The following is a 20,132-nucleotide window of genomic DNA, read 5'->3' on the forward strand; positions in this document are numbered from 1 at the left end:
GTTACCAATCTAAATTCAAAGGCGCTTTCCATTGTTGAAAAGCATCTGTTGTTACTAGTTTACTAAATTCTTTGCCCGTATCAGGCAAATAAGTAAAATACTTGTCTTGTCCTTGCCATTGAAATGACAAAGCAAAGGCATGCAGATATACCCTGTCGGATGGCGAGGAAGTATATGCGGTATCGCCCAATATTGGACTTGAGATACTTTTCATCGCCACTCGCAGCTGGTGTGTTTTACCTGAGAATGGCTTTAATATTACCCCTCTTAAGCCTTCACCGAGACTTGTTGAATAAAAGCGTGTTACAGCAGGGTTATTAGATGTTTTCTCGAGCTTATAAGTACCACGCCTTGACGCTGACATATCGCCTTTTATCCAACCTTGTTTCTTCTTAGGCTTGCCTTCAGTGATAGCTAGATAAAACTTATCTACTAATCGGTTTGAAAATAACTCAGTTAGGCTAGCCGCTGCTTGGCTAGATTTAGCCAAGACGATTAATCCAGAGGTGACCTTGTCTAACCTATGAACCGGGTAGAGTTTGTACTCTTGCTGCGCTTCCAAAAGCGCAACGAAACCCGCGCCTTGCTCAGAGTGAAAGCTAAGTCCAGAAGGTTTTATTGCAACGATAAAATCAGCTTCGTCAGAAATAACTTTAAGCATTGCCACTCAGAATGTTATTAACTCGAAGTAAGTCCTCAGGGGTATCAACACCAGCATAAACAGGTTTACACGCTTTGGTGATTTTTATTTGATAACCGTGGTACAAAACACGCAACTGCTCAAGTGATTCTTGAACCTCTAATGGTGAAACATCAAGATTTAGATATTCAGAAATAAAACCCGCTCTGTAAGCATAAATACCCACATGTCTTTGAAAATGCTTCAAAGGAATCGCTTCTTTTTTCGCTAGCATACTGTCTCTTTGAAACGGAATAGACGCACGAGAAAAATATAACGCGTTGTTATACACATCTTGAACAACCTTTACTGCATTTGGATTGTAAACCTCTTCTTCGTCTGCAATATCCACACTTAGCGTTGCCATTGGTGCTGTAGAGTTAAATAGCAGCTCTGCAACTTGGTCGATATTTTCAGCTTCTAATAGCGGTTCATCACCCTGAACATTAACGATGATTGAATCTTTATCTAGCGATAATTTTTCAACCACTTCAGACAAACGCTCAGTACCTGACTGATGGTCTTCTCTAGTCATCAATACATTGTCAGTAAAGTTTTGTGCGCTTTCAAACACAGCTTGATGATCTGTTGCGATATAAACCGCAGCAGCTTTTGATTTACACGCTTGCTCATAAACTCTTTGGATCATTGGCTTACCACAAATATCAGCCAAAGGTTTGCCTGGTAAACGAGTAGACGCGTAACGCGCAGGAATAACGACTACGAATTCCATTGCTCTACCTCATCAGCAGAAAGTTCACGCGCTTCATTTTCTAATAGTACTGGAATATCATCATTTATAGGGTATGCAAGCTTAGCTGCTGTGCTGATCAACTCTTTATTTTCTGCATCGTACTGTAACTTTCCTTTTGTTACCGGACACGCGATGATTTCTAGTAATTTTCTATCAAATGCCATGTGTAATACCCTTTTCTTTTAATAATAGATTGATCTTTTCAATCAATTCTTTGGTTGGTGTGGCGTTTACTTTTAAGTAATACCAATTATTTTTTGCAAATTGCTGACATTTGACGGCATCTTTTTCCGTCATAAATACAGCGTTAGATTCTATGTCTATAAAGTCTTGTTCAGTATATGCATGATGATCACGGTAATGCTTACATTCAACAAGCTTTTTACCGAGTGTTTCAAGGCTTTTTTCAAATCGTTGCGGAGAGCCAATGGCACTGACAGCAACCCCTTCGCACGGTGTGTTCTCAGCAAACACTTTGTTTTTTACGCTATAAAAGCCTGAAGCCGCTAACTGATAAGAGAAAAGACTATCGCCGCCATTCTCAATGGCTAAATCAACACTTTTAATACGTGAAGGTAGTTCACGTAATGGGCCCGCGGGAATTAAAAACCCATTTCCGAAACGTCTTTTCGAGTCGATAATACAAAACTCAATGGCTCTTGGCATTTTATAATGCTGCATACCATCATCAGAAACAATGACATCTACTTTATATTTTTCTTTGAGTATTGTGTAACTCGCTTCTCTATCTGCACCTATCACCAAAGGGCATTGCAAGCGATTATAAATTAAGAATGGTTCATCACCGGCTTCTTCTACTGTCGATGTACTTGATAACTCATATGGGTATGCAGGTGCTTTAGCGCCATACCCACGGCTGATCACACCTACTTTCAGCCCCATGCTCTCCAAATGCGGTACTAGCCATAATACAAACGGAGTTTTACCATTGCCGCCAATACCTATATTGCCAACTACGATGATTGGAATGTCAGCCTTAAATGATTTTACAATACCGAGTTTAAACAGCAGTTTTCTAAAACTTGATAGAAGAAAAAAAAGGCCACTTAATGGCGCGAGCAGCCAAGTCATCAGTGATTTTTTTTTATACCAAGATGATTCAATATAGCTCATGATTATTCGCCATATTGCATTTGGCAAAGCGCAGCATATGTGCCTTTTTGAGCAAGTAAAGATTTATGATCGCCCTGCTCAATCACTTTGCCTTTATCAAGTACATAAATACAATCAGCGTTTTCTATCGTCGATAATCTATGAGCGATAACAATAGATGTTTTTTCTTTCATCAGTTCATCAAGGGCTGCTTGAATTAAACGCTCAGACTCAGTATCGAGTGCAGAAGTGGCTTCGTCTAGAATTAATATCGGTGCATCCTTAACGATTGCACGTGCAATTGCAATACGTTGTCTTTGACCACCAGACAACATCACCCCATTTTCACCTACCACTGTGTTAAGACCATGCGGTAAGTCTTTTACAAACTCCCAAACATGGGCTTTTTTGGCTATTTCGATGATTTCTTGTTCAGATAAAACCTTATCGGCACCATAACAGATGTTGTTTGCCAACGTATCGTTAAACAACACCACTTGCTGAGAAACGATGGCAAATTGTGCACGAAGATCTTTAAGCGGATATTCTGAAATATTGTGTTCATCTAATAAAATTTCCCCCTCTTTGAAGTCATAAAAACGAGGCAATAGAGATGACAATGTAGATTTACCAGAGCCAGAGCGACCAACTAACGCGATACTTTCACCGGCTCGGATCTTTAATGACAAGTTACTTAAAACCGGTTCACCCTTCGTAGGGTAAGTAAATGTAATGTTGTTAACTTCAATATCACCCTGCGCTTTTTTGAGCTCGCGTGTGCCCGTGTCTTTTTCAATGTCTAGATCTAAAATTTCAAAAATACTTTGTGCTGCAGTAATACCACGTTGCAACTCGACATTGACATTCGCTAATTGTTTTAGTGGCTTTAACATCATCATCATTGATGACAAAAGAACCACAAATGTGCCTGAAGTAATGGTATCGATAACACTTGGCATCGCAATAATGGCTAGAATTAATGCCATAGCACCAGCAGCTAAAAACTGAATAACAGAGACACTGATAGCTCGTGTTGCATCCATTTTTACTCTTTGCTGACGGTTTTGATTATTTACTTGGGCAAAATTGGCAATTTCTTTATCTTGACCACCATAACCGTGGATCACTTTATGACCTGCCAACATTTGTTCTGAGCCACGAGTTACCCCACCCATAGCATCTTGAATATTTTTTGATATTTTTCTAAAACGTTTTGCGACCACACCCACAATTACAGCAACAATCGGAATGACGGTTAAGAATATAGATGATAGTTTCCAGTTCGCTTCGAACATAACGTACAGTAAGAAAACGACAAACGCGCCTTCTCTGATAATGACTTGTAAGGCTCTAGTAATCGCTTGCTGAACTTGCTCAGTGTCGAAAGTAATCTTAGAAATAAGTTCTCCATTGGAATGCTGATCATGAAATGAAACTGGTAAGAAAAGCATATGCTCAAATAATTGTTGTCTTAGTTTTTGCACTACCCTTGAGCCAACATAGCTTAAACAATAAGAAGCCATGTAATTAAATACACCGCGACCTAGCACAAGCACAATTACAACCACTGGCGCCCAAGTTAATACTTCTGTATTTCTTGATGTTAAGCCATCATCAATAAACGGCTGCATTAAGCGAATGAACTGGGCATCCATCGCCGCATAACCAAGCATACCAATGACTGAGAATATGGCTGCTAATTTGAAATCATAGGTATATGAAAATAGACGCTTATAAATTTGCTTTGCATTATGCTTGGCACTAGTTTGCATAGAAGCTCTCAACTACTTAATAACCTTGTTATTGTACTTCTCAAACGCATAAAACTAAATGCTCTACTGCAAATAACCTAAGCGCTAGATAATAAATCTAACTCTAACACTTGCTTTAGGTGTTAAATCCGACGAGTTAAGCTACAACTTATGATGAACATTCATGTGAAATTTCATGTTACCTCAAAGCGACTGTTGTATTTAAACTCTCAATTAAAATCGATATCGATGCTTTACCCAAAAGTTAGTTTTTTCTCTTGCCTGTTCTACTTCATAATAATCATCAAAGAAATTAATAGTGATTTGACCAGAAAGTGCGGTGTCAATTAATTTTATATTTTGCGAAGAGTAGCGTTCTTTAACCGTTTTATGGGGTAAATACCAAGGAGAGAAATAATTTCTTGAAATTAAGCCTATCTCAGGCTTTACAGCTTCTAAAAGCTCAGCACTTGAAGAGGTCTTACTACCATGATGTGGTACAAGTAAGACATCTGACCTTAATATTTGCCCATACCGTTCAACGAGTCGCTTTTCTGCTTCAAATTCAATGTCACCTGTTAATAAAATACTTCCACTAGGGCCTGTCACTTTAGCTACACATGAATTGTTGTTATCAGAGTTCATGTTTTCAATAGGCCAAATAGTCTGAATACTTATATTTTTCATTTTTATATTCTTAATATGACATAAGTTTAGCGGATCTCCGTTATGAAATGTCTTTAATGAAGCAAAATTATCAAACGTATAAAGCTCATCGAGGCCTCCACTGTGGTCTTTATCGTCGTGGCTAATGATGGTGTGCCTTAACTCTAATCCACGCGCCTTTATTTCAGGTAAAGTGACATGTTCAAACAGTGAATAAAAGTTAAAGTATTTGGCTCCTAGATCATACAATAATGCATGGTTATCAGACGCTATAAGTACTGATGTACCATGACCCACATCCATCACATCAACCTGCCATAATGGTTTTGAAATGGCATAACTAGATACAAATGAAAAGGCTGGTACAAGTGAAAATACTCTGAAGTGTTTGATTAGCAACAGCATCACAATCAGATAAAATAGCACCACAGTTTCAAGTGATAACTGTGACCATTTCAGCCATGCGAAGTCGAGAAGGCAATGCTTTGTCATATCTAATCCTGCTGACAATAAATAATCAACAAACATAAAATCTATGTTTCTAGATACACCGTTTACTAATAAACATAAGATAATGTAAGGAAAAATAACCGCACTTAATAATGGGATAACGCATAGGTTAACAAGCAAGCCAACAATACTCACCCCATTGAAATAGTAAATGCTGAGTGGCGCTAAGCTAATTAACAAAGCAAACTGAATTAAAAACAACCTAATTATAGAATTTGAAAAAAAGCTATGAGCTTTGGTTTTACTCAAAACCCATACAACGGTTGCGTAACCGATAAAGGATAAATATAAACCTGGATCAAGCAAAGAAAAGGGGTTTAACAGTAACACTAATACCAGTGCATAACTTAACATTTGAACTACTTTTACTGCTCGCCCTGTAAGGAATATATACGAGAATATGGCCACCATTAGCCATGCTCTGATTGCTGAGACGGGAAAACTACAAAGATAAATATATTGAAATGATATTAATAAACTTAAAGAGACATAGAGTTTATTAAGGTTTAGACGCTGATAACTAACCGGAAACACACTTAATGTCACCCAAGCTGCGCCCTTGACTAGATAAAAACAAATGAAAACAAGGATCCCGACATGTAACCCCGAAATTGCCAGGATATGCCCAATTCCAAGTTTAATGACATGCTCTTTTGTTTCTTCGGGTGTTTTTGATTTATCACCTGTACTTAACCCATATAAGAGCCAATTTAATTTTTTCTTCTCAAATACCGTCCAGAGCTTATCTCGATAAATTTGCCTTATACTTTTTTCTGCTGAAGTTCGCCCTTCAAGTGCTTCGATTGTTCCTTTAAAGTAAATTTGTTGTCTAAAAGCATATAATTCTGAATTAAAGCTATGATTATTTTTCCGTGTTCTAAAAACTTTTAGCTTAACCTTAGCTATGATTTCGTCTTCTTGGGCTAAATTTAAAACATCTGGTTGTATTGCTAATTGCGCTTTAACTGATTTGTAAAAGGGGATTTTTTGATTATTTATTGCTATTAATTTTACTTCTACGAGTGAGTTTTTGTGAGGGGCAATCACCTTTGTGACAATACCCTTTAACTCACTCACTTCATTCAGTACCCTTTTATCCGGTTCATAGCTATAAAAAAGCGCAGATTGTAGGCCTACGACAAAAATAGCAAAAATAAACCCTAACAATAGATTGAAAATGGGCTTAAAATAGCAACACATTACGATGAGGAATATCAGTGAGCTGTAAAACTGCCAAGTGTGAAAGTAAAATACCGCTTGAACACAGCCGTACAGAAATCCCCAGCACATCAACATTGAAGTATATGGTTGCTTGTTATGCCAAAAAAAACGATCCAAAAATTTTTACCTGATCACAATAAGGTCAAACAGCAGAAATCTTTGAAGATTTTTGGCAGTTTACTCCACGATGCTAATCTTTGGCATCTCAATCGCCGCTCTGCACGGGGCGCTTTTTCTGTAGGCTTATTTTTCGCTTTCATCCCTGTTCCTTTTCAAATGGTATTAGCAGCAGCTTGTGCAATTCCTTTTAGGGTCAACTTACCCTTATCTGTTGCATTAGTTTGGTTAACAAACCCTTTAACTATGCCGCCTATTTTTTACTGCTCTTACAGAGTAGGTGTATTTGCATTAGGTCAAGAGACACAACCTTTCCACTTTGAAGCAAGTTGGGAGTGGCTTGTGGAAAGCCTATCAACAATTGGCCCTGCATTCATGGTTGGCTCTCTCATTTGTGCATCCATCGCAGCACTCATTGGTTATTTCGGCATTGATTGGTTATGGCGACATTCAGTCAACAAGGCTTGGAATTCTCGAGGCCAATAACTATATAAACTATAGACATAAAAAAAGCCCTTACGGGCTTTTTTTATGTCTTCAGGCAAATTTTATGCTTTTCGTCTTCTTAACCACAATAAAGGAAGTGCAAAGATAGAGAGGAATCCAAAGCTTGCTGATTGTCTTTCATATTGCTCAGCTTCAGGAGGTGTACACTCTTCGATTGTGCCACCTGCGATAGGCGTTAAAAGGACGGGCACTGATACAGCTTCTTTCTCAATGTTACCTTCTGAATCCTTCATTACTTGACCTAAACTGTCACGACGCTCTACAGTTTTTGTTGCATTTGCGTATATATGACCGGATTCAGTGATTTTTGTTGCTTCTGCAATTGTGTAAGGAAACGCAGTACCGTCTTCAGCTCTACAAGGCAGGAAATCATTGATGTTTGTAACTTTGTCTGAACCAATTTCATATAAAAATGCTTCATATTTTGGCACTGAGGTGTTCTTTTCGACCTCACCTTGACCAATAATTTGCCCTTTGTCATTAATATCTCTTAACGTCGCTTTTGAGCCATTAAAGAATGCTGGGATTTCTTCGTAAGTATCGGAGTTAATATCATAGTAGAAGCCAACTTGTTTTCTTACTATAACACCACCACCAAAACTTCTACCCTGTTCATAGTAATTACCAATAACAATATTATTGTTATTGATATCTATTGCTTTACCACCTTGAATATAATTTTCGTGAGGATGAATTCTCATAAACTGGCCATCTTTAAAGTAACCAGCCTGCTCGTAAGAATAAATCCTGTCATCATCAGTATTTCTTACAACTGAGTATCCTACTGATATCCCATTTTTATTCGTAGCGAGCGCCAAACTACTGAAGGCGCTTTTTTCATCTTCTTTACGAACTAAACCCAAACCTAATTTTGCAGTACTTACCACATTTAAATTATTATCTAATTCCCATTGATAAGCTTCAGTGTTATAAAAACTTCCCCTTTGCAGATCCCATGAACAGACTTGTACTAGTTCATCAATCCCGTCACATTGTTCATTATATCTTTCTTGACTATTTTCTGGGATAGATATACTACTGCTACCAACTGCAATGTAATTACCAGAATCTAATTGAACAATATCTGTAACTAATGAAGAACCACCATAAGTATCAATTTCAGGTTCAAGCGTTACCTTTTTACCACTAGGCGAAATAACTATTCCACGAGAAGACCAATCTCTGACAAAAACGGTTTTATCGTCTTCGCCTTCTTTTTTGAAAACTTCCGGTCTGTATGGTGCAGAACCCCAAGCGACAATGACACCGTCGTTAGTAATTGCAGTCGGGAAGTTAGTTACTGAGCGTGTTAGTGAATCAGCATAGGTTGCTTGAGTATCAAAAATAACGAGTTCATCAGCAGAGTTAGCGGAAATTGTTAACCCAATACGATCATTGAGTTTTTGGTATTCAGCATCGCTGCTTTTACCAGCCAAGAATCCTAACATAAATGAATTAGCATCTGCATTTGTAGCTGTAATACCATTCTTTACATCTTCTAGTGTAAAGGTGGCTTCTTTATTTATGTCAGCCAGCGCATCTACATATTTATCATAAGCGGTCTTTAAATCTGAATCATCGAAGTTTAAATACGACACGTCAATTGAATAATCGAATAATTGTGTTGCGGCACCTATGATATCTCCAGACTCATTAACATCTGAGATAAATGTATTTTTGCCATTTTCATATCTTGGTAATTCAGTTAACTGGTAAGTAGCAGCCAATGCTGTACTACTTAGTACAGACAACATGCTTGCTGCTAAAATTGTTTTTTTCATTTTAATCCTTACTACTGATTCTGTAATTCTTCTAACTCTTCCCAGCGGGCATAAGCAGTTTCAAGCTCAGACTCTAGATTTGCCAATTGGTTCAATGCCGCTTGCGTTTCTTGTTGAGGTTGTTTGAAAAACTCTGGATCATTTACCAAAGCTTGATGTTCTTCAAGTGCAAGTTCAAGGGTTTCTACTTTACTAGGCAGTTGTTCTAATTCAAGTTTTAATTTGTAACTTAGCTTACTGCTTTTGTTACTTGTTTTATCTTTTTTTACTTCTTTTACAGCTTGTGAAACTTGCTGCTTTTCCAATTGCTTTCTTTTTTCATCAAGTTCTGCTTTATAGACCTGATAGTCTGTGTAACCACCAATAATATCAATTACTTCACCGTCACCTGAAAACGCCCAGACACTATTACAAGTGTTATCAATGAACTCTCGGTCGTGACTTACAATTAGGATCGTGCCTTGATATTGGTTAATAATATCTTCTAACAACTCAAGTGTTTCAATATCCAAGTCATTAGTCGGTTCATCTAGCACAAGCACATTGGAGGGTTTCAAGAAAAGCTTGGCCAATAACAAACGGTTTTTCTCACCGCCTGACAATGCCTTAACGGGTGTTCTTGCTCTGGCTGGCGGAAATAAGAAGTCTTGTAGATAACCCAACACGTGTCGGCTACGACCGCCCATCATGACTTCCTGCTTACCTTCAGCAACATTGTCTTGCACCGTTGCCTCTTCGTCTAACTTTTCTCGATATTGATCAAAATAAGCAACTTCAAGGTTTACGCCTTGCTTTACACTACCTGACACGGCTTCAAGTTGACCGAATAACAATTTAAGCAAGGTTGTTTTACCAACACCATTTGGCCCAATTAAACCGACTCTATCTCCACGCATAACAAGAGTAGAGAAATCATTGACAATAGGCTTGTCTTTAAATGCATGTTTTAAGTGTTTAGCTTCAAAAACAAGCTTGCCAGAGCGTTCTGCAGTTTCGATATTAAAATCAGCTTTACCTACTTGCTCAACACGCTGTTTTCGCTCTACACGCAGAGCTTTTAATGCTCTTACACGACCCTCATTACGAGTACGACGTGCTTTAATACCTTGTCTGATCCAGGCCTCTTCTTCGGCTAACTTTTTATCAAATAAGGCATTTTGCGCTTCTTCTACTTTCAAGTCATGCGCTTTTTGCTCAAGGTATTTTTCGTAGTTACCTGGATAAGAAATTAACTTACCGCGATCTAAATCTAGAATACGTGTTGCAATACTGCGGATAAACGCCCTATCGTGCGAAATAAATACAATGCCGCCTTTAAAATCTTTTAAAAACTGCTCTAGCCAGATAACACTGTTCATATCCAAGTGGTTGGTTGGCTCATCAAGTAGCAATAAATCTGGTTCACTCACAAGTGCTTTTGCCAAGGCAACCTTTCTTAGCCAGCCACCTGATAACTTCTCTAATCGCATCTCAGGTGTAAGCTCTAACTGTGCTAAAACCAGCTTAATGCGGCTTTCAAAGCGCCAACCATCTTGTGCTTCAATACGAGAAGATAATTTCTCAAATTTATTTAGCACTGACTCAGAATAATCTGATTGCATTTGCTCGCTGACATGATGGTACTCAATCAGTAAATTTGCGATGTCTGGAATGCCATTCGCGACATAGTCAAACACTGAGCCTTCAGCACCTTTTGGCGGATCTTGCTCTAATCGTGATACCTTTAAATCACCAACTTGGTTGATTTCACCATCGTCGAGTTGAACTTGCCCATCAAGTACTTTAAGTAAAGTTGATTTACCGGCACCGTTACGGCCAACAATACAAACGCGTTCACCAGCTTCAATCACCGCATCGGCATTATCTAATAGTGGGTGTGTGCCAAAAGCTAACTGCGCTTTTGCAATTCTGATTAAATCCATCTTAGTTTATAAACTCTTTTAATTTTTGCTCGTCGAATGGCCAACCTAGCTCTTGGTTGTTTTTATTTGACACAACAGGAATGGTGTACTGATACTTCTCTACCAATTCAGGCTCTTCGACAATATCTCTTAAAATTATTTGCTCAGATTGTAACTGAGCATTCAGTAACTCAAGGGCTTGCTCGCATAAATGGCAGCCCTCGGTGTGATATAGGGTAAACTTATCCATGTGTGATCAACCAACTATTATGGATCTGTTTGTTACGTTTAAAATCAGGTGAGAGCGTCTTATAAGAAATATTCACAGCCTTCAGACCTAAGCCCATTAAAGCGACTTCATCCATTTTGAATCCACGTTTGTTATTAGAGAACAATAAAGTACCTTTTGGATTTAAAATTTTCTTCACCCACTCCATCAATTTGATGTGATCTCGTTGTACATCAAACTCAGCTTTCATGCGCTTTGAATTTGAGAAGGTTGGAGGATCTAAAAAGATCAAATCATATTGACCTTGTGCGTGTTCGAGCCATTTTAAGCAATCTGCTTGCTCAAATCTGAAACGAGGGTTCTTGAGGTTGTTTAGTGCAAAGTTTTCTTCTGCCCACTTTAAATAGGTTTTTGACATATCAACTGTTGTAACCGACTTAGCACCACCCACTGCAGCATGCACAGACGCACTGCCTGTGTAAGAGAATAAGTTCAATACACGTTGATCCTTTGCATTTTGCTGGATATAGCGACGTGCTAGACGGTGATCTAAGAATAAGCCCGTATCTAAATAGTCGAACAAGTTTACTTTAAACTTTGCACCAAATTCTTCAACAACATCAACTCGATTTTGCTTATCAAAACTGTTGTATTGTGCATCGCCTTTTTGCTTTTTACGAACCTTAACTGCAATATTCTCAGCTGGAATATTAAGTTGTTCAGACGTTAAGGTGATGACATCTTGTAGACGTTTTTGCGCAACAGTATCATCAATTTCTTTCGGTGCTGCATATTCAAAGATAACCGCAGAATCGTTATAAATATCAACAGCTACATTGTATTCAGGAATGTCAGCATCATATAAACGGTAGGCGTTAATGCCCTCTTTTTTAATCCATGACTTAAGTGCGTTTTTATTTTTCTTCAAACGGTTGCCAAAAGCCGATGAACCTTCAAAGTTTAGACCTGTCTTCTCTTGACTCTGACTTATCTGCTTTTCGTTCACATCGTAAAGATAGAGTGCAACATCAAGTGGACCATTTTTAAACTTATAGGTTTTAGATTTAGCTAATTTAAGTAATTTGAATAAGCTTTCATCTGTGCCTAATAGTGCAAGTTGCCAATTTTGGAAATACTTTTTAAAGCCTAAACCCATATTTCTATATAGGTTTATAAGTTCAGCCATCGCACCTAAACGTTCACCATAAGGTAAGTTGCTTAATACAACCCCAGAACGCTTGGCAACTTGAGACAATTTATTCGCATCTTTTACACTAAAATCAATGAGATTTTCAACGCCTGCTCTGCGCGCATTTTGCTGTGCAACATTGATCACTCTTTCGTCAAAATCCGACCCCATGATCCATAGGTTGTTTTCTGTTACTTCACTTTTTAAAGCCTGTTTGATTTCATCAAATTTTGCAGGTCTGAAGCTAGGTAAGTTTTGGAATGCAAACTTGCGATTAATATTTGCAGGCACATTGTTTGCCATTCCCACAGCTTCAATCAGTAAAGTGCCCGAGCCACAACATGGGTCGAATAGAGGTTGGCTTACATCATTCAACCAGCCACTTCGCTTAACCAGTGCTGCTGCTAAATTTTCACGAATTGGCGCTTTACCCTGACGAGTTCTGTAACCTCTATCTGATAGACGTGGGCCTGAATAATCAAGATAAAGCATACAATGGCTTTTATTTAATTTGGCCACAATGCGAATATTTGGTTCAGCTTTGTCAACGTTCGGACGTTGCTCAAACAAGTCATTGAAATAATCTACGACAGCATCTTTAATCACTAAGCCTGAGAATTGAGTATTTTTTAAAGCCTGGTTTGTACCATTGAATTCAATCGCAAATGTTTGTTTTGGGCCAAAGAATTCTTGCCAAGGCTGAAAACGTGCAAATTTATATAAATCTTCTTTGGTGTTTATCTCTGCATTTTCTTCTAGAAGCAGCATGACACGTGTTGCAAAACGTGTGACTAAACAAAATCGTTGTGCTTGGCTATTATCCGCCTCAAACTTTACTGAACCAACAGACTGTTTGATAACCTCTAAGCCTTGCTCTTTGATTTCATCTACTAATAAATTTTCAATACCAATGGAAGTAAGTGCGATAAATTGCAATGTTTTAACCCTATATACTTTAATGGTCGAAAGTATATCACAGGTTGTTTGTTGCTTGCCTTGTTGAGTTAAGCTGTTTTGGTAATTTTGTCAGCTAACATCAGAGGGTGAATACGATTATTCAAAACACGTATTGCTTGGAATGGCTCTAAAGAAAGGTGCTCATCTAGTTTGAACTCAGCGTTTAAACTAATACACAAAGAACTCTCAGAGTCACACTCAACGATGAAAAATTCACCGGTTTGCTCAGATGAAGTAAGTGCAATGATGGCTTCTGTTCTATCAGCATTCCCTGTGTATTCGCTAAAAAACCAACTTTTTGCCAGCATGGGTTTTAAATGAAACTTAGCAGCTGTGGCATTCAAAGCTATTTGACAACACTGGGCGTCAGTCCAGACCTTAAAGTTTTGCAAATAGAAGTATACGTTTTGGTAGTACTCTGCATCGTCGATACAAAATTTCGGATTAGATAATGAGTCACCAGTGAGTTGATGTAGCTTGTACGGAGTGCAAAGTTGAAGCTCATCACCTAAGTCAATAAGAAGTCGGTTGCGTTCACTGCAACGTAACCACTGCCATTCTTTAGAAGCTTGCACCGTGAAATCTCCTGCCTACTAGCCATATCTAGATAGAGACAGGAGTATAACGAAAAATAACGAATGTTAAAATTGTTTATAAGAACAAATTTAAAAGGATCGTTTAGTTATATAACTGATCATTATAAAGCGTCAACAATACGCTTAACCAATTGCGGACCTTCGTAGATAAAGCCTGTGTATACCTGGACTAAATCGGCACCTGCGTTCAGTTTTTCTTTCGCAGAATCTGCAGAGTCGATCCCACCAACACCAATGATCGGAAGTTTACCTTCAGTGATCCTTTTCAATTCATTAACAACAAAGGTCGACTTCTCACGAACTGGACGACCTGACAACCCCCCCATTTCCTCTGCGTACTGTAAACCTTTAACCGCTTCACGCTCAAGGGTTGTGTTTGTCGCAATCACACCGTCGATACGATTCTTCATAAGAGACTCAGCAATTTGTTGAACTTGCACAGCATCAACATCAGGTGCAATCTTCACAAGCATAGGCACTGATTTATTGTGTTTTGCGATTAAATCCACTTGTTCATTCTTCAGGCTCTGTAGTAAGTCATCCAGAGCATCACCATATTGAAGGTCGCGAAGGCCTGGTGTGTTCGGTGATGAAATATTCACTGTGATGTAAGAAGCATGTTCAAATACTTTTCGCATGCAGTGAATGTAATCATCTTTACCCTTTTCGTTTGGTGTGTCTTTGTTTTTGCCAATGTTGATACCCAAAACACCTGTGTATTTTGAAGCTTTTACATTGTTTACAAGATTATCGACACCTTTGTTATTGAAACCCATACGATTAATAACAGCATGTGCTTCAGGTAGTCTGAAAATTCGAGGTTTATCATTACCTGCTTGAGGGCGCGGTGTCACCGTACCTACTTCAATAAAGCCAAAACCCATTTGACCAAAGGCATCAATACATTCAGCATTTTTGTCCAATCCAGCAGCAAGGCCGACTGGATTTTTAAAATCTATACCAAGAAAGTTTACAGGTTTATCTGCAACAGATTGCGACCAAGCCATACTGAGCGGTGTATTGGCAAAACGACGAAGGTTACCCAATGCAAAATCATGGGCCCACTCGGCATCTCGACCGAACATATAGCGACGCGCTAGTTCATAAAACATGAAAACTCCTTAGTAATCGTTAAAAAATCTGGGCAAAAAAATACCCCAGCAAAGCTGAGGTATTTTAGCGGTTTATAAATTATTTGGAAGTGTCACAGTTGTGGCTAAGTAACATTAATTCACGTAGCGCAACTGAAATCTTCGCAAAGTCGTGACTTTGTGATGTCTTAAACTCTTGAAGCATATGCTGCCAACGTGTTAGCAACACAGATTGAGTGTCCATCCAAGACTCTACCAGTTCATTCACATCTGCTGTGTCAGTCTCTAGGCTGTTAAGTACAACTTCAGACAATGAACGCTGTTGCCAGTCTAGCTCTTCACGATATGAAGCACGTGCTAGTGCTTGCCAGTGGTTTGTCACTGGCTGAGCTGTAATTTGGTCTAAGAACCAATGCAGACCCATTTTCGCACCTAACTTGAAATAAGTATTAGATACCATATCAATTGCTTTAGACGAGTTATCTGCAACTTCAGCTAAGTCCATTACTGAGAACAAGCTAGATAGAGATACAATTCGTGTTGCAATATCAGAAGGAACGCCTTGTTCAATCAACTTATCTGCATTTTTAGCAATAGATTCAGCTTCGTCAGCAACTAAGTAATCACTAAGGTTTGCACTTACATCTTTAAATGTCGGTGCAAAGAACGCAATTGTTTGTTCAATGGTCATAGCCTTGTTGCGGTGACGCAAGAACCAACGCGTTGCGCGACGAACTGTACGACGAAGTTGATATAGCATTTCAGTTTGAACATCTGCCGAGATTTGGTTATCTAAATCAGCAATGTCATTCCAAGTGCCTGTCATTTCAAAAATTGCACTTGCAATTGAGTAACAAAGTGCAATCTCGCTGTCTGACGCACCTGTTTCTTCATGCATACGAACCATAAAGTTAAGACCCATGTCATTAACAATATTATTCGCAAGTTTAGTCGCGATAATTTCTTTGCGTAGTGGATGGTTATCCATTGCTGCATTGAATTTATCACGAAGCGGTACAGGGAAAGAATTAACCAATAACTGACGGTAATAAGGGTTTTCAGAAACTTCATCTGTTACTAAAGACTCTTTTAGTACCATCTTAGAGTAAGAAACAAGAACAGAAAGCTCAGGACGTGTTAAGTCTTGACCGGCAGCAGCGCGTTCTGCTAATTCTTCATCTGTCGGAAGGAACTCTATAGCTCTGTCTAACTTGCCATCTTTTTCTAAGGCATGGATGAAGCGGATCTTCTCTTTAAGGGTCGCTGGGCCCTTAGACTTAGTGATAGAAAGCGTGTGAGTTTGACGGTAACAATCAGCCAATACCAGCTCAGATACTTCATCTGTCATTGCGTAAAGTAATTCATCGCGTTGCTTCTTAGTTAAGTCACCTTCTGCCACTAAACCATTAAGCAAGATTTTGATATTTACTTCATTATCTGAACACGCAACACCACCTACGTTATCGATGAAGTCCGTATTGATACGGCCACCTTTAGCAGCAAACTCTATACGACCTAGTTGGGTCGCACCTAAGTTACCACCCTCACCAAAGATTTTTGCACCTAACTCAGAACCATTAATACGCAGTGCATCATTCGCGCGGTCACCTACATCAGCATCTGTTTCAGATTGGGCTTTAATGTAAGTACCGATACCACCATTCCATAAAAGATCTGAAGGCATCATTAATAATGCTTTGATCAATTCATTTGGTGTCATGCTCGCTTTTTTAGTGCCAAGCATTTTCTTAATTTCTGGTGTCAACGTAATTGACTTAGCTGCACGAGAGAATATGCCACCACCTTCTGAAATCAATGACTTGTCGTAGTCTTCCCAGCTTGAGCGAGGTAGTGCAAATAATCTCTCACGTTCTTGATAAGAACTTGCCGCAACAGGGTTCGGGTCGATGAAAATGTGCATGTGGTTAAATGCAGCTTGTAAACGAATATGCTTAGATAGAAGCATACCGTTACCGAATACGTCACCAGCCATATCACCAATAGCAACCGCGGTGAAATCAGTTGTTTGACAATCGATACCCATTTCTCTGAAATGACGTTTAACTGATTCCCAAGCACCTTTGGCTGTGATACCCATCTTCTTGTGGTCATAACCAATAGAACCACCTGAAGCAAACGCATCGCCTAACCAGAAATTGTACTCTTCAGCAATACCATTTGCGATATCTGAGAATGTTGCCGTGCCTTTATCAGCTGCAACAACTAGGTAAGGGTCGTCTTCATCGTGACGAACAACATCAACAGGTGGCACAATGTCACCATGAATGATGTTATCCGTGATGTCTAATAGACCACGGATAAATAGCTTGTAACATTCTTGACCTTCTTTAAAGAAAGCTTCTCTTTCTGTTGGAAGTTGCTTACAAACGAAGCCACCTTTTGAACCAACAGGCACAATCACCGTGTTTTTAACTTGTTGTGCTTTTACAAGACCCAGTACTTCAGTACGGAAATCTTCACGACGGTCAGACCAACGTAGACCACCACGTGCAACTTTACCACCTCGTAAGTGAACACCTTCTACGCGAGGCGAGTATACGAAGATTTCGAATGCTGGCAGCGGTAATGGCATTTCAGGGATAGCACTTGGCTGAACTTTGAATGAAACATATGATTTGTTCGTACCATCAGCTTCTTTTTGGAAGAAGTTAGTACGAAGTGTTGCATTGATCATATCAACATATAGACGAATGATACGATCATCATCCAGGTTTGCTACGTGTTCTAGATCTTCATGAATACTCGCAACTAGCTTGTCTAAGGTCTTCTGCGCTGCAGGTTTTGCAGGAGAGAACTTTTTAGTGAATAGCTCAACAATCTTGCTTGCAATCTGAGGATAATGCTCAAAAGTATTCTCGATATATGACTGAGAGAAAGTCACACCGATTTGACGCATATACTTAGCGTATGCACGAAGAATTGACGCTTCGCGACCTTTTAAGCCACCCATAAGCACTAGACGGTTAAAACCATCATTTTCCAAACGGTTGTTCCAAACATTTGTTAGTGCTGCACGGAAACGCGCTGAAACTTGATTGAAATCAGAAATTCCTTTGCTATCAAGTAGCATAGAGAAATCCATGATCCAGTTTACTTGACCATCGCTGGTTTTCACTGCATAAGGTGTTTCACCAATAACACGTAAACCAAAGTTTTCAAGCATCGGCATTACATCTGACAAGTGGATAGGCTCATCTTTGTGAAATAAGCTTAAACGAACAATGTTAGAGTTTGCTTCTTCTTGAGGACGATAGAATAGCATTTCGAGCTTGTTCTCTTCATCTAGCGTTTCAAGCTTTTCGATATCGACAACCGCAGCTGAAGGTAAAACTTGATCTTTATATGCCGATGGGAACGCATTGCTATATTTACGGTTTAGCTCATTACCACGAGACTCGCCATTGCTTTCTAAAAGCGCTGCTTGAAGCTTATCTTCCCAAGTGCGGGCCGCTTCAACTAAATTATTTTCGATATCTTTCACGTTATATTCAATATTGTTGTCAGCTACACGCACAATATAATGTGTACGCGCTAACGTAGATTCTGAGAAGAAAGTGGTAAATTCAACTTTATCCGTTGAATTAAATGAACGGGCAAGGAGTTGCTGAGTTTCACGACGAAGCGCTGTGTTATATCTCTCTCGAGGTACATACACCATACAAGAGAAGAAACGGCCATAAACATCTTTACGGATGAATAGACGGCACATGTTGCGCTCTTGAACCTGTAAAACACCGGTTGCAACTTCTAAAAGCTCAGCTTCACGCGCTTGAACTAATTCATCTCGAGGATAAGTTTCAAGGATGTTCAATACCGCTTTGTATGCGTGCGTGCCTTTTGCAAAGTCACATGCTTCCATGATGCGATTAATCTTGCTTTTTAAGATTGGCACATCTGCTGCGCTGTTGTTGTAAAAACTTGAAGAGAATAAACCAATGAAGCGGTCTTCACCAACTACATTACCTTTATCATCAAAACGTTTGATACCAACGTAGTCAACATAAGCTGGTCTGTGAACACGCGATAACGAATTTGTTTTTGTAAGAATTAATAAGTTATTGCTACGTGCTTCTTTACGGGCGACTTCTGGTAACTCAGAAAGTAAACGACTGTTTTCATCAGACGTATTCTTCATAAGACCCAAAGAAGTACCTGAAACCGGTTTTAACTCGTAGTCCCCTTGCACTGGGTTCAAGTCATACTGGCGGTAGCCCATAAACGTAAAGTTATCTTTTACAAGCCATTCTAAAAATTCAGCGGCTTCCTTTACTTCAGCTTCAGAACAACCAAAGTTACGAGAAGGCAGCTCATTTGTCACAGAAACTAGTTTGTCTCTGATTGGCAACCAGTCTGCTACTGCAAGCGAAACGTCTTTTAGAACTGACTGTAATTCACTTGTCAAAGTTTCAATTGCTTGAGTATCTGTTTGACGATCAATTTCGATAAAGAAAACAGTTTTAGTAGAATTTGATTCTTGCTCGGCTTTTAAGTTTGAAATTGCAGAGATTTGGCTGTTTTCGTCACGTTTGATTTTCAACGGACTGTGAAGAAGAAGATGAGAGACGATGTTCAGACGATTCATTGCCATACGCACTGAATCAACTAAGAACGGCATGTCGTTTGCGATGATTTCAACAATCGTATGAGACGATTGCCAACCATCTTTTGATACCTCTGGGTTAAACACTCTAATTACGGCTTCATCAGACGTATTTTTTTCAAGTGAATTCCAAAGGCTCAGTGCTGCACCGTATAGGTCACTGTCGTTACGTTTTGCCAGATCCTCTTTAGACATATTGCTGTACAAGGCTTTGGCAAAAGTTTCAACGAGTGACACATTGTCTGCATGAACTTTCTTTTGGATCAACTTACATACATTATCTAAGATAACAGATGCTGGACCTTCATTTTGTGTCATATGTGTTCCTTAATCTATACCACCTTGAACGGTAGATTATTTGTACAGCCATTTATTAGCGTGGAGTCAGGTAAATTCTAACCTTTCTGACGCTAATAAACAGCTTTTTCGACGAAAACATTTCAAGCTTT

Annotated in this window: 14 protein-coding genes; 1 reads left to right on the plus strand and 13 read right to left on the minus strand. The window is 39.0% G+C overall.

Annotated elements, in window-relative coordinates; translation table 11 throughout:
- Position 1: 1 nt before the first annotated feature.
- The 6 genes from ACXAC4_RS09035 to ACXAC4_RS09060 all read right to left on the minus strand — a co-directional run bounded on the left by ACXAC4_RS09035 (position 2) and on the right by ACXAC4_RS09060 (position 6,811).
- On the minus strand, positions 2 to 661 hold the full coding sequence (locus ACXAC4_RS09035; RefSeq protein ID WP_475160755.1) for a TIGR01621 family pseudouridine synthase: 660 nt from the start codon (positions 659 to 661) through the stop codon (positions 2 to 4).
- Entirely contained in the window at positions 654 to 1,412 is a 759-nt protein-coding gene (gene kdsB / locus ACXAC4_RS09040; RefSeq protein ID WP_475160757.1) for a 3-deoxy-manno-octulosonate cytidylyltransferase, read from the minus strand. Before kdsB ends, ACXAC4_RS09035 begins: the two co-directional genes overlap by 8 nt.
- Positions 1,400 to 1,597, minus strand: a complete 198-nt coding sequence (locus ACXAC4_RS09045) for a Trm112 family protein (protein WP_130253800.1) — start codon at positions 1,595 to 1,597, stop codon at positions 1,400 to 1,402. The genes kdsB and ACXAC4_RS09045 overlap by 13 nt, the downstream gene beginning before the upstream one ends.
- Entirely contained in the window at positions 1,587 to 2,567 is a 981-nt protein-coding gene (gene lpxK / locus ACXAC4_RS09050) for a tetraacyldisaccharide 4'-kinase (protein ID WP_475160758.1), read from the minus strand. Before lpxK ends, ACXAC4_RS09045 begins: the two co-directional genes overlap by 11 nt.
- Positions 2,568 to 2,569: 2 nt before the next feature.
- On the minus strand, positions 2,570 to 4,318 hold the full coding sequence (gene msbA, locus ACXAC4_RS09055; protein ID WP_475160759.1) for a lipid A export permease/ATP-binding protein MsbA: 1,749 nt from the start codon (positions 4,316 to 4,318) through the stop codon (positions 2,570 to 2,572).
- 213 nt (positions 4,319 to 4,531) lie between these two features.
- Entirely contained in the window at positions 4,532 to 6,811 is a 2,280-nt protein-coding gene (locus ACXAC4_RS09060) for a DNA internalization-related competence protein ComEC/Rec2 (RefSeq protein WP_475160761.1), read from the minus strand.
- On the opposite strand from ACXAC4_RS09060, the gene ACXAC4_RS09065 reads away from it, so the two are divergent.
- Positions 6,791 to 7,297, plus strand: a complete 507-nt coding sequence (locus ACXAC4_RS09065) for a DUF2062 domain-containing protein (RefSeq protein ID WP_138478583.1) — start codon at positions 6,791 to 6,793, stop codon at positions 7,295 to 7,297. The genes ACXAC4_RS09060 and ACXAC4_RS09065 overlap by 21 nt on opposite strands.
- Positions 7,298 to 7,359: 62 nt before the next feature.
- Here ACXAC4_RS09065 and ACXAC4_RS09070 read toward each other — a convergent pair whose 3' ends face one another.
- The 7 genes from ACXAC4_RS09070 to ACXAC4_RS09100 all read right to left on the minus strand — a co-directional run bounded on the left by ACXAC4_RS09070 (position 7,360) and on the right by ACXAC4_RS09100 (position 20,001).
- A complete protein-coding gene (locus ACXAC4_RS09070) occupies positions 7,360 to 9,099 on the minus strand; it encodes a DUF3466 family protein (protein ID WP_475160765.1) in 1,740 nt (579 codons plus the stop codon).
- An 11-nt stretch (positions 9,100 to 9,110) separates the two neighbouring features.
- Entirely contained in the window at positions 9,111 to 11,021 is a 1,911-nt protein-coding gene (gene uup / locus ACXAC4_RS09075) for an ATP-binding cassette ATPase Uup (RefSeq protein ID WP_475160767.1), read from the minus strand.
- A gap of 1 nt (position 11,022) precedes the next feature.
- Entirely contained in the window at positions 11,023 to 11,250 is a 228-nt protein-coding gene (locus tag ACXAC4_RS09080) for a glutaredoxin family protein (protein ID WP_475160770.1), read from the minus strand.
- Positions 11,243 to 13,354, minus strand: a complete 2,112-nt coding sequence (rlmKL, locus tag ACXAC4_RS09085) for a bifunctional 23S rRNA (guanine(2069)-N(7))-methyltransferase RlmK/23S rRNA (guanine(2445)-N(2))-methyltransferase RlmL (protein ID WP_475160772.1) — start codon at positions 13,352 to 13,354, stop codon at positions 11,243 to 11,245. The genes ACXAC4_RS09080 and rlmKL overlap by 8 nt, the downstream gene beginning before the upstream one ends.
- 68 nt (positions 13,355 to 13,422) lie before the next feature.
- Positions 13,423 to 13,950 carry a cell division protein ZapC domain-containing protein gene (locus tag ACXAC4_RS09090; protein WP_475160773.1) on the minus strand — a complete coding sequence of 176 codons (528 nt, stop codon included), beginning with the start codon at positions 13,948 to 13,950 and terminating at the stop codon, positions 13,423 to 13,425.
- A 122-nt stretch (positions 13,951 to 14,072) separates the two neighbouring features.
- Entirely contained in the window at positions 14,073 to 15,083 is a 1,011-nt protein-coding gene (gene pyrD / locus ACXAC4_RS09095) for a quinone-dependent dihydroorotate dehydrogenase (protein WP_138478573.1), read from the minus strand.
- A gap of 79 nt (positions 15,084 to 15,162) precedes the next feature.
- On the minus strand, positions 15,163 to 20,001 hold the full coding sequence (locus ACXAC4_RS09100) for an NAD-glutamate dehydrogenase (protein ID WP_475160775.1): 4,839 nt from the start codon (positions 19,999 to 20,001) through the stop codon (positions 15,163 to 15,165).
- Positions 20,002 to 20,132 lie beyond the last annotated feature (131 nt).

The organism is Pseudoalteromonas sp. AWM4_233 (genome assembly GCF_056158285.1).

Coding starts and splice junctions, on each gene's coding strand:
- ACXAC4_RS09035 (WP_475160755.1), bottom strand. CDS start 661: ATGCTTAAAGTTATTTCTGACGAAGCTGATTTTATCGTTGCAATAAAA.
- kdsB (WP_475160757.1), bottom strand. CDS start 1,412: ATGGAATTCGTAGTCGTTATTCCTGCGCGTTACGCGTCTACTCGTTTA.
- ACXAC4_RS09045 (WP_130253800.1), bottom strand. CDS start 1,597: ATGGCATTTGATAGAAAATTACTAGAAATCATCGCGTGTCCGGTAACA.
- lpxK (WP_475160758.1), bottom strand. CDS start 2,567: ATGAGCTATATTGAATCATCTTGGTATAAAAAAAAATCACTGATGACT.
- msbA (WP_475160759.1), bottom strand. CDS start 4,318: ATGCAAACTAGTGCCAAGCATAATGCAAAGCAAATTTATAAGCGTCTA.
- ACXAC4_RS09065 (WP_138478583.1), top strand. CDS start 6,791: ATGCCAAAAAAAACGATCCAAAAATTTTTACCTGATCACAATAAGGTC.
- ACXAC4_RS09070 (WP_475160765.1), bottom strand. CDS start 9,099: ATGAAAAAAACAATTTTAGCAGCAAGCATGTTGTCTGTACTAAGTAGT.
- uup (WP_475160767.1), bottom strand. CDS start 11,021: ATGGATTTAATCAGAATTGCAAAAGCGCAGTTAGCTTTTGGCACACAC.
- ACXAC4_RS09080 (WP_475160770.1), bottom strand. CDS start 11,250: ATGGATAAGTTTACCCTATATCACACCGAGGGCTGCCATTTATGCGAG.
- pyrD (WP_138478573.1), bottom strand. CDS start 15,083: ATGTTTTATGAACTAGCGCGTCGCTATATGTTCGGTCGAGATGCCGAG.
- ACXAC4_RS09100 (WP_475160775.1), bottom strand. CDS start 20,001: ATGACACAAAATGAAGGTCCAGCATCTGTTATCTTAGATAATGTATGT.